Origin of the sequence: Vibrio sp. B1ASS3, from assembly GCF_905175355.1 — a bacterium.
GTDB lineage: Bacteria > Pseudomonadota > Gammaproteobacteria > Enterobacterales > Vibrionaceae > Vibrio > Vibrio owensii.
In genome coordinates this window covers 584,473-596,157 of sequence record NZ_HG992743.1, presented here as the reverse complement: position 1 = coordinate 596,157, position 11,685 = coordinate 584,473, and the positions used below count along the sequence as shown (strand labels likewise).

The 11,685-nt window shown below is 47.4% G+C and carries 8 protein-coding genes; 4 read left to right on the top strand and 4 right to left on the bottom strand.

The window, feature by feature from the left end; translation table 11 throughout:
- Window positions 1-32: 32 nt before the first annotated feature.
- Entirely contained in the window at window positions 33-752 is a 720-nt protein-coding gene (locus KJB05_RS21175) for a GntR family transcriptional regulator (protein WP_020194774.1), read from the bottom strand.
- Between the two features lie 313 nt (window positions 753-1,065).
- Here KJB05_RS21175 and mngA point away from each other — a divergent pair, with 313 nt between their 5' ends.
- From mngA to manA, 3 genes are all read left to right on the top strand, one after another.
- Complete coding sequence (mngA, locus tag KJB05_RS21170) at window positions 1,066-3,000, top strand: PTS 2-O-a-mannosyl-D-glycerate transporter subunit IIABC (protein ID WP_045414679.1); 1,935 nt, start codon at window positions 1,066-1,068, stop codon at window positions 2,998-3,000.
- Between the two features lie 156 nt (window positions 3,001-3,156).
- Complete coding sequence (gene mngB / locus KJB05_RS21165) at window positions 3,157-5,811, top strand: mannosylglycerate hydrolase (RefSeq protein ID WP_208445258.1); 2,655 nt, start codon at window positions 3,157-3,159, stop codon at window positions 5,809-5,811.
- Window positions 5,812-5,926: 115 nt separating this feature from the next.
- Complete coding sequence (gene manA, locus KJB05_RS21160) at window positions 5,927-7,120, top strand: mannose-6-phosphate isomerase, class I (RefSeq protein ID WP_208445257.1); 1,194 nt, start codon at window positions 5,927-5,929, stop codon at window positions 7,118-7,120.
- A gap of 237 nt (window positions 7,121-7,357) precedes the next feature.
- On the opposite strand, the gene KJB05_RS21155 is transcribed toward manA, so the two are convergent.
- Complete coding sequence (locus KJB05_RS21155; protein WP_208445256.1) at window positions 7,358-7,744, bottom strand: heme-binding protein; 387 nt, start codon at window positions 7,742-7,744, stop codon at window positions 7,358-7,360.
- A gap of 9 nt (window positions 7,745-7,753) precedes the next feature.
- Window positions 7,754-8,722, bottom strand: a complete 969-nt coding sequence (locus KJB05_RS21150) for an aldo/keto reductase (protein WP_208445255.1) — start codon at window positions 8,720-8,722, stop codon at window positions 7,754-7,756.
- A 167-nt stretch (window positions 8,723-8,889) separates the two neighbouring features.
- Here KJB05_RS21150 and KJB05_RS21145 point away from each other — a divergent pair, with 167 nt between their 5' ends.
- Window positions 8,890-9,765, top strand: coding sequence for a LysR family transcriptional regulator (locus KJB05_RS21145; RefSeq protein WP_208445254.1), 876 nt, complete (start codon window positions 8,890-8,892; stop codon window positions 9,763-9,765).
- 9 nt (window positions 9,766-9,774) lie between these two features.
- Here the strand turns inward: KJB05_RS21145 and KJB05_RS21140 are convergent, their stop codons facing one another.
- On the bottom strand, window positions 9,775-11,547 hold the full coding sequence (locus KJB05_RS21140; protein ID WP_061007468.1) for an SgrR family transcriptional regulator: 1,773 nt from the start codon (window positions 11,545-11,547) through the stop codon (window positions 9,775-9,777).
- Window positions 11,548-11,685 lie beyond the last annotated feature (138 nt).

Here is an 11,685-nt window from a genome sequence, read left to right as displayed (position 1 = left end):
GCGGGTTTAAAATGAAATGCGTAGTATCGCGCTTACGACTTATGACGTTTTGCCACCAGCGTAAACTTATAGTCAGTCGATTTGAAGTAGTTGCGGCTGTATTCAAACACCACATCCCCTTGTAGGAAACCACGCGTGCGCTTTTCGATGATTGGCTCGGCCGGGTCAATATCTAGCAACTCTGCAATGTCTTGCGGTGGCAATACCGGGATGATTTCTTGTTCACTGCGATCAATCACCATGCCCTTCTCTTTCTCAATAAAGTGGTACTTAGAACCTTGCATCACTTGGTAGGTGAGATCAGGGAACATGTCTGTCGGCAGCCAAGTTTCTTCTACTGTGATTGGGTTGTCATCTAGGTAACGAACGCGTTTCACGTAAAAGACTTTGTCATCTTCATTAATGTTCAGCGCATCCGCCATCGTGAGCGATGCTTTAGTGATCTCGAACGCGACCACATCACTGTGCGTGACTGCATTTAGGTGCGCCCACTTCTCTGCAAAACTGGTCTGCTGGTAAATGTCGTAGTTAACCTTGTTCTCTTTCACATAGGTACCACTACCCTGCACACTTTCCAGTTCACCATTTTCAATCAGCAGTTTTAACGCTTGGCGAACCGTGACTCGGCTACAAGAAAATTCTTCGCGTAACTGAGCTTCGGTCGGAAGAGCGGTTCCTACTTTGTATTCGCCATCGCTGATCTTCTCGCGAATCGCGTCCGCAATCTGGCGATACATTGGCAGTCTTGCCATGTTTACCTCTATAAAAACAATACAAATGACCATTCAAGTGAACTTGTTTGAGACAACTCAAGAACCGAACACACTGGAGTGAACTATCATTGCAAGAAAGACTTGGTTTATGAGCTCTATAATACGAATTCAGATCAACATGACAAGCACTTGTTCGCATATCGGCATACAAAAACAAGCCAAAACAATACAACAATAATACATATTTTAATTCAACTGCGATCCTGATCACAGATCATTTGTATTTAAAAGGTATTATTCACATCATTGTTGAATGCACAACAATGTCGAATGTGACAATGGGACAAAAGTTATGAAATTAACCTCTCTTACAAACCCATCGCTGATAAACCTACAAACGACGTTCGAAAGTCGTGACGCAGCGATTCGTGCACTTGCCGACCAGCTAGACCAGCAAGGCAAACTGCATAACAAGGAAGAATACCTACAAGCAGTGTTTGCTCGTGAAGAGCAAGGCCCGACAGCGCTAGGCGAAGGCTTGGCAGTACCGCACGGTAAGACAGATGCAGTAAAAGAGGCGGCGTTTGCCGTAGCCACACTAAAACAAGACTTAAAGTGGCAAGGTCTGGATGAAGACGAAGACGTAAACCTGATCTTCCTAATCGCAATTCCAAATGCAGAAGCAGGTTCAACACACATGCACCTGTTGACCGAACTCACCACAACGCTAGTGGATGACGATGTTCGTGAAGCGGTACTCAATGCTACAAATGTAGAACAAATTTTCGCTTTGCTTGATGGTCAAGCAGAGCAAGAAGAAAAACAAGACCAATTAGATACAAATGCACCAACCATCGTTTGTGTGACGGCTTGCCCTGCGGGTATTGCGCACACTTACATGGCAGCAGAATACCTAGAGAAGACAGGTAAGAAGCTGGGTTACAACGTGCATGTTGAAAAGCAAGGCGCAAACGGTATTGAAGATCGTCTAACTGCTGAACAGCTCAACAGTGCAACAGCGGTCGTTTTCGCGGCTGAAGTGGCAATCAAAGAGTTAGAGCGTTTTGACGGTATTCCTCGTGTAGAAGTGCCAGTTGCTGAGCCAATCAAGCACTCTGAGCGCATTCTTAACGAAGCGGTTGAAGCAGGTAAAGCAGGTCGAAGTGCTGGTGCTGCAGTTGCAACCAACGACAAACCGAAGAAGCTACCACTTAAAACTGAACTGAAACAAGCACTGCTATCAGGTATCTCTTACGCAGTTCCTCTTATCGTTGCTGGCGGTACCGTACTTGCTGTTGCCGTGCTATTGGCACAAATGTTCAATCTACAAGATTTGTATGCAGAAGAAGGCTCTTGGTTGTGGATGTACCGCAAGCTAGGTGGTGGTCTACTGGGTACATTGATGGTTCCTGTACTGGCGGCATACACCGCTTACTCATTGGCAGATAAACCAGCGCTTGGTCCAGGCTTTGCCGCAGGTATTGCCGCAAACCTTATCGGCTCTGGCTTCCTTGGTGGTGTTGTCGGTGGTTTGATTGCTGGTTACGTCATGCGTTGGGTAAAAGAAAACGTACGTCTAAACCCTGCGTTCAACGGCTTCCTAACCTTCTACCTATACCCGGTTATCGGTACTTTGGTTGCTGGCTCGTTGATGCTGTTCGTTATTGGTAAACCTGTTGCTTGGCTAAACCAAGGTTTGACGGACTGGCTAAACGGCATGTCTGGCACCAACGCCCTACTTCTAGGCGCAGTAATTGGTTTATTCGTATCGTTCGACCTTGGCGGTCCAGTTAACAAAGCCGCTTACGCATTCTGTCTGGGTGCAATGGCGAACGGCGTTTACGGCCCATACGCTATCTTCGGTTCGGTGAAAATGGTCTCAGCGTTCACGGTAACGGCTTCAACCATGCTTGCACCTCGCCTGTTCAAAGACTTCGAAATCGAGACGGGTAAATCAACGTGGTTGCTTGGTCTAGCAGGTATCACTGAAGGTGCGATTCCGATGGCTATCGAAGATCCAATCCGCGTTATTGGCTCGTTCCTACTTGGCTCTGTCGTAACAGGCGCAATGGTGGGTGCTGCTGGCGTAGGTCTATCGACTCCAGGTGCAGGTATCTTCTCAATCTTCCTACTACACGATGCAGGTCTAGGCGCATTCACTGCTGCGGCAATCTGGTTTGGCGCTGCGCTGATTGGTGCAACTATCTCGACCATCACTCTCATCATGTGGCGAGCACACGCAGTAAAAAAGGGCAAATTTGTCACTGAGGCTGCCGCTCAACATTGATTCGAATCACTCATAGATTCGCTCAACACAAACTTTGGGCGTGGGATTTCTGCGCCCTAAATATTCGTCGGCCAGCAAAAACGTCGCAAAAACGAATAGAAAACAATCAAATTTAAAACAAATTAACGGCAATTATTGCCTAAGACGGTAAAAGTTATGACTACATCTCGCGTTCATATTACTCCTCACATGCACTGGGATCGTGAATGGTACTTCACTACAGAAGAGTCTCGCATTCTGCTAGTGAACAACATGGAAGAAATCATGACTCGTCTGGAAAACGATCCAGACTACAAATACTACGTTCTAGACGGTCAAACCGCAGTTCTGGAAGATTACTTCGCAATCAAACCAGAAAATAAAGAGCGCGTACGTGAGCTAGTACAAGCAGGCAAACTGATTGTTGGCCCTTGGTACTCTCAAACGGATACGATGCAAGTATCTGGCGAATCAATTGTACGTAACATGCTTTACGGATTGCGCGACTGTCTAGCGCTAGGTGAGCCAATGAAGATTGGTTACCTGCCAGATTCATTCTCTATGAGCTCTCAGCTACCAGCTATCTACAACGGTTTTGGCATCAATCGCGCGATGTTCTGGCGTGGTTGTTCAGAGCGTCACGGCACAGATAAAACCGAATTCTTGTGGCAATCAAACGATGGCAGCGAAGTCTCTGCGCAAGTCCTGCCACTGGGCTACGCGATTGGTAAATACCTACCGCAAGACGAAGAAGGTCTGCGCGCACGTCTAGATAAGTACTTCCCAGTGCTAGAAAAACCGTCGGTAACCAAAGACATCTTACTACCAAACGGTCACGACCAAATGCCTATCCAAAAAGACATCTTCGAGGTGATGGATAAGCTACGTGAGATCTACCCAGACAAAGAATTCAAAATGAGCCGCTTTGAAGAAGTGTTCGAGCGTATTGAAGCCGAGCGCGATCAGCTTGATACCATCCAAGGCGAGTTCAACGACGGTAAATACATGCGTGTTCACCGTACTATTTCTTCAACGCGTATGGACATCAAACTGATCCACGCAGAAGTAGAAAACAAGATCGTAAACATTCTTGAGCCGTTAGCGTCTATCGCATGGACACTGGGCTTTGAATACCACCACGGTCTAATCGAGAAGATGTGGAAAGAAAGCATGAAGAACCACGCTCACGACTCGATTGGCTGCTGCTGTTCAGACAAAGTACACGCTGAGATCTTGAACCGTTACATCCTTGCGGACGACATGGCGACCAACTTGATCAACTTCTACAAACGTAAGATTGTTGACCACATGCCAGCGCGCGAAGGTTGCGACAAGCTAGCACTATTCAACCTATCGCCATACGCTCGTGAAGAAGTGGTGAACACCACCATCACTATCCGTGCGGAACAGTTCAACCTGTTTGATGAAAACGACACGCCAGTTGAGTACTTCATCCAAGATCAACGCGTGATCGACCCAGGTAAGATTGACCGTCAAATCGTTCACTACGGTAACTACGACCCGTTCATCGAATACGACATTCAAATCAAACACACTGTGCCAGCGATGGGCTTCACTACCCTACACATTCAAGCGAATGAGAAAGGCACGCAAAAAGTGGCTGAGCAGAAAGCTTTCTCATATGAAAATAGCCTGCTGGAGAACGAATTCTACCGCATCAACGTGAACGCAAACGGCACTCTGAACATCTTCGACAAAGAAACAGAGCACCTTTACGAACAAGCACTGCGCATTGAAGACGGCTCTGACGATGGCGACGAATACGACTACTCACCTTCTCGTAAAGAGTGGCTACTGTACTCAGACGAATTCGACGCAGAAGTGAATGTGAAGCACGAAGGTTTCCAATCTGTGGCAACCATCAAGCTGCGCATGAACTTGCCAGAGAACCTACAACAACGTGAAGAGCGCACAGGTCAAAACGGTTACCTAGACGTGAACTGCCAAGTGGTTCTAAAACAAGGTACACGCCGTATTGAAGTTCGTATGGAGCTGGACAACCAAGCAGACGACCACCGCGTTCGCGTATTAGTACCAACACCGTTTGTGTCTGAAACCGTAGTAGCAGACAACCAGTTCGGTTTGATCACTCGTCCAACGAACGATCCAGAAATGGCGAACTGGGAAACAGACGGCTGGAAAGAAGCACCAGTGCCGGTTTACCAGCTAATGAACTTTGCTGCGGTTGAAAACGAACAAGGTGGTATGGCACTAATGAGCAACGGTCTGCGAGAGTTTGAAGTGATTTCAAGCCAAGGCAATGAAGAGCGTGACACATTCGCCTTAACCCTTCTGCGTGGTATTGGCGTATTGGGAAAAGAAGAGTTGTTGCTTCGTCCGGGTCGTCCATCTGGTATCAAGATCCCGACGCCAGATTCACAAGTACGCGGCAAGATCGTTTGTGAGTTCGCACTGTTTGGTTTCGCGGGCAACCACATCGAAGTAAACGTAATGGCGGCGGCGCGTGACAACGTGACTCCAATCCAGTGCTACAACAAAATCCCTTACAACGCGATGAAGCTGAATGTAGGCGAACAAAACCTACCGCTAACGCACAGCTTACTAAACAAATCGCTTGAAGGCGCGGTACTGAGCGTACTGAAGAAAGCGGAAGACGAGGATGCACTCATCCTGCGTGTCTACAACCCATCAGAGAGCGAAGTGATTAACGACACAGTGGCGTTTACTTCAGAAGTAACGTCATGGAAAGAAACACAGCTAGACGAGAAAGTGCTATCAAACGAAGTGGACACAGCATCGTTCGGTACGCTGAAACCGTGTCAGGTTAAATCTTTCCAAGTGAAGTTCTAATCCGGTTCTCAGGATAAGGTCATCAACTAGATAACCCGTCCAAACCGACTCAGGCTTGCTCTCATCGTGGAGCAAGCCTCTCCTCTTCTTTCGTTCCAATCAAGAGAATATCGCCATGCAACACGCTCTATTCAAACTGGACAATGTGATTCAAAACTACGCTTGGGGCAGCCACACCTCGATTCATGATTTATTCGGCATCGACAATCCAGCAAACGAGCCACAAGCAGAAATCTGGATGGGTGCTCATCCAAACGGCTGTTCAAAGCTTGCTGACACCAAACAACTGTTGTCAGAAGTCATTAACCAAAACAAAACGCAATCGCTGGGTGATTACACCGCGGCACGTTTTGGTGAACTGCCATTCCTATTCAAAGTCCTGGCCGCTGAAACGCCGCTGTCTATCCAAGTACACCCTAGTAAGCACAAAGCGGAAATTGGCTTTGCTCGTGAAAACGAACAAGGCATTCCACTTAATGCAGCAAACCGTAACTACAAAGATCCAAACCATAAACCGGAGCTGGTTTACGCGCTGACATTTTACAAAGCGATGAACGGCTTCCGCCCAATTGAGCAGATCTTATCTCTGTTTGAGCAAGCGAACATCTCTGGTCTAGAGACAGAAATCAACGCACTGAAAGCCACACCAAACAGTGAAGGTCTTAAAGTGTTCTTCTCAGCAATTATGTCGTTAGAAGGCGAACGCAAACAGCAGGCGTTGAATGAGCTATACGCAAGCCTAGAGCGCCCTGCGAAAACCGCTATGGCACGAGAAGCTTACGGTTATATTCAAGACTTCCGTCAGCATTACGCGGACGATATTGGTCTGTTTTCGCCATTGATGTTGAACACGATTGAACTCGCTCCGGGCGAAGCAATGTTCCTCCATGCAGAAACGCCACACGCATACGTTCAAGGGACAGGTTTGGAGATCATGGCGAACTCAGACAACGTGCTGCGCGCTGGCTTAACACCTAAGTACATCGATGTTCCTGAGCTTATCGACAACACCATATTCAACGCGATTGACCCAGAACAAATCAAGCTCGCGCCAGTACATAAGCAAGGCAAGCTTAGTTACCCAATTCCGGTGGATGATTTCGGTTTTGAAGTGATGGCCGTTGAAGGTACAGCAACGACTCAATTCGTGCGTAGCGCAGAGATTTTGTTTTGTATCGAAGGGGAAATCTCGGTTTCTAGCCAAGACGAGCACATCACGTTGAAAGCGGGTGAATCGGTATTCGTTTGCAGCAACTCAGTGAAGTACGTTTGCCAAGGTCACGGCACCTTAGCTCGCGCCTTTAACTGATTAGCAAAATGAACTGACAGCTTATTGGATAGCGGCTTTCTGTTATCCAGTAAGCACGCTCCTAACCTAGGTTTGCGCTGATTTTGTCAGTGGTCAGCAATAACCACCTTGTCACGCTCCACTTCGATGACGCTTTTCGAGGGCGAGCAGGCATTTACCGTTGATATTCGTGGTCAACTCCATCATTTTGACCATCCCCACCAATGTCTAGCGAAGAGCATTGGTGGGATTTTTTGTTTACAGCGCTTTCAATACTTCCATCGCAAGCGCTTCATCGTCTTGCTCTGCTAAACCACTGATACCAATTGCACCGACGACTTCCCCCTCTTGTTCTACAGGTACACCGCCCATAAAGCCTGTGATCTTTGGGTCAGTCCAATAACTCAACTGCTTACCCGTCTCACGAGCCCAAGCGCCCAAATTTCCACTAGGCTGACGGTCTCTAGCCGAGGTGTAGGCTTTATTTTGTGCCAACAAACCTGCTTGCACGCTCACATCATCCATTCGGGCAAAACCGAGCAACTCACCATGCGTATCAACCACGGCAACCGCAATGTTTTGCTTGCGATCAGCAGCAATTTCCAATGCTGCTTGAATCAGAGTTTGAACTTGTACGTATTTCATTTTTCTCTCCTACGGAATCTCATGACCAAGGGTTTTCTCGAACAAGCCATACCAATGGCTGCGTGATAGCGTGACGTTCTCTACTTGAGTGCAAGCGCGAATACGCTGTGGGTTTGCAGTACCAATAACAGGCTGAATTTGGTTTGGATGACGCGTCAGGAAGGCTAAAACAATCGCCTCAGACGACACGCCATATTCAGCTGCTAGCGCCATCACCATCTCCGCCGTCTGTCTGGTATTGTGATCATCAGAATGTAAGCCACGCTCTGAGAATCTACCCTGCGCCATACTGCCCCACGCTTGCAGTTGGATATTGTGCTTACGGGCATGCTCCAGTGTTCCCGCAACGTAATCAGATGCAGACGAAGGAAGCCCCATGCCCTGCTTGATGAAGTCAGACTTAGCCAGACTCATTTCCAACTGGTTCGCCACAACAATTTCGCCCGTTGCTTGTTGGAGAAGATCAATTTGAGCACTGTTCATGTTAGAGACACCGAAGTGGTTAACTTTGCCAGCTTGTTTCAGTGCTTGTAGCGCTGTGCCTAGTTCTTCAAATTCAACCAAAGGATCAGGGCGATGCAGCATCAAAACATCAAGATTCTCCACGCCAAGGCGCTCAAGAATGCCCTCAACAGAAGCCGTCACCCATTTAGCAGAGAAGTCATACTGCTTAACACCTTGCTCATCTCCTAGACGGATACCGCACTTGGATTGCAGATAAATTCGCTCTCGTAAGGTTGAGTGATTGGCTAAGATGCGCCCAAACACTTCTTCTGCCTTACCGAATTTGTAGATATCCGCATGATCAAAGAGATTGATGCCCACCTCTAATGCTGCCTCTACTGCGGCATAAGCTTGGTTTTCATCTTGGGCGGTTAATGAGTTGCGATTCCATTCGCCTCCAAGTCCCATACAGCCGAAGACCAAGCGGCTAACGTTAGGTAAAGTTTTGGCGAGCGGTAGTTTTGGATTGTTCATCGTTATTCTCACTTTTCCGATTTCTGCATTTTCAATTTCTGAAATTAACTCGAACCATCTTACCGTTCGTAAAAATTAGTTTAATACCGTAAAATCGAATTCATTATCCTCGCTACCGAACAATTAAAGCGAACAATAAAAACGGACAACTAAAGCGAACAATCAAGATGGCAGATTACAAAAGAATCGAAAAACTAATGCTGTTTGCCGAAGTGGCTCAAACACTCAACTTTTCTAGAGCAGCAGAGCAACTTGGTATCTCTAAAAGTTACCTGTCTGAACAAATCAAGCGATTGGAATCGGAACTCGCCACGCCTTTGATTGTTCGAACCACACGCAGCGTGAGACTAACGGCAGAGGGTGAATCGATCTTTGCACAAGCGGAAGATCTCAAACGCCGCGTAATGGAAATGGAAAAGAGTTTAAGTCAGCAATCTGAGCAAATAGACGGTCTGATTCGACTTACCGCTCCCAAGATGTTTGCTGAAGCGGTGCTGCATGATTTGTGCGTAGCGTTTCGCGCTCTACATCCAAACGTAGAGTTCGAGATCCTTTCTAGCTATCAAGCGTTTAATCTAACGGAAACCAGCGTCGACTTTGCGTTTCGAGCGACAAGAACCCCACCAGAGAATATGATTGCGCATCACCTTTTGGACTACTACCACTGGCTGGTTGCCTCTCCTCAGTATCTGCAAGAAGAAGGCACGCCGGAGACATTAGATGATTTAAAAAGCCATCAATGCTTAACCACGTTGCATCAAAAAGAGTGGCCTTTAAAAACGGGAACGGTTCAAACCCAAGGTTGGCTTTCTACCAATGAAAACCGCTTACTCAAAGAATCAGCCCTGTCTGGCAATGGCATCGCTCGATTAGCAAGTTACTTTGTCGAGCAAGACGTTGAACACGGCCGTCTAGTGCAGGTTCTATCGGAAGAAACCGACCACCAGCACAACGCGGTTTACTTAGTGTATCCGCAACTCATCTATCAATCGGCGAAAACCAAAGCCTTCATTGAATTCGTGAAGCAGCACTTTGCTAAATAAGTAAGACAGTTAATCCGCTGACCACACCGAGCGAATATCTGGCCAACCCCAGTTGGTTAAAGCAACATCTTCCAATACACCTTGGAAGCGCAAAGTTTGTGTATGGTGGAACATAGGTGCAATCCAATACTCGCTGACGAGTGTGGAAGCAATAGGTTCAAGCGCTTTGAGATAACCTTCTAGCGAGGTATACGCCCGCACTTTCTCTAATTGCTCATCCAACCAAGTCGCATTCTCTTCACCCAAGGTGTGGTGCAACACGGTATTGCTAAAAAAGTTGGTAAACGCCGATGCATGGCGGTTGTCATCCAAGTTGATGTTCGTCACCACCAAGGTTTCATCTAGCGTGCCGTTTTTGGCTTTTTCGCTTAGCTCTCGGTAGGAATACATCACAATGCCGACTTTGCTTCCCGTCCCTTCAAGTAGGTTAGCGATTGCACGCGCACATCGTCTCAATGCCGTGTAGTTGTACCCCGCGATGGTGATATGTTTAGGCAGTTTGCTTTCTTCACCAAACGGTCTTAGTACGGGCTTCCACGTTGGCAACATGTTGTAAGCAGGTACACTACCAAACACGATCTTCTCTTTGCGCATTACATCTGCAAGTCGTTCCGGTTGAATCAACTCGGCGATATAACGACGCTGCGCTTGAGACAGAGGATACTTGGCATGTTGATTAAACAAGGCGAACAAGCAACCGTCCTCGGTGCGACTGTGCTGACTCGCCGGGGCAGTCTCGGCATCTTGTGTCGACATGTAATGCCCGCACATGCTGTCGGCAAGCTCGTCGTCCGCTTTTTCTACCTGCTTAGGTGGAGTGTTTGCGGCTAGGGATGGGTTCTCCATTTTCTCATCATTGACGATCCAGATTGTCACCATGTCGGTCAGTACTCGACAGGCGTAATAGCCGTCAAAAGCTTGCAGTTTTAATCGATGAGCACTGTGTTCAATCACAGAAAAAGGGCCACTACCAATGACCAAATTGTTATTGGCAACGTTCACTTGGCTAACAGGTTGGATACCGTACTTCACGCCAGAAATAAGCCCAGCAAAACCCAAATCTGGCTTGCTGAGGGTAAACACAACCTTGAGTGGGTTTGGCGCGGTAATGTTATCGACATGAGCTAGCTCTTTCTCATACAACTCAAGGGAACTGAGTTTGGCAAACAGGCTAACAACGGTATCGGCATCAATCGGTGCACCATTGTGGAAGGTTAAGCCTGGGCGCAGGTAAAAGGTCCATTCGTAACTTTTCTCGTCATACCGCCAATGATGAGCAAGCTCTGGCTTCACCACTCCATTGTAGTCACTCGATACCAAACAACAGTAGATTTGACGCAAGAAGAAGCGCTCACTACTGCGGTGCAGTTGATGAGGAACAATACGCTCAAACATACGTTTATAGGTGAGCTGAATGTTGAGTCGACCTTCTTGAACAGACGCTCCCGAAGTCGTTTTGAGCAAACGTCCAAATGCCGCTTCATCTTCATCGAGAATCGCCAACGCTTTTTCGTATTTACCCAGCTTGATTCGCTCCAGTGCGAGGCTTTCTTTTAATGCACTCAACTCGATGTTCAGCAATAACGTTGAACGCTGATTTCGTCCCGCTTTTGGCAGCCAACTCAACCACGCTTGCTCCTGCATTTGCGACAGTAAGCTGCGTGCATGGCGAGGAGAAGTGAACAGCAAGTCAGCGACTTCCTGTAATGTGGTTTTGGCTTCACTTCCCACGCCAAATGGTGTGAGTCGTTGGTAGTAGCGGAACAAGTTGAGATCAGACACCGCGCGCCCTCAAAAAGTGAATATAGGTTTATTTTACTCAACTTATCCGAGAGAAAATAAGAAAACTTCCAAACACTTTGTTCCCCTTTTTACCCTCACTAATGCAAAAATCGGTGAGTTAGCGCACCTTCTGGGGCT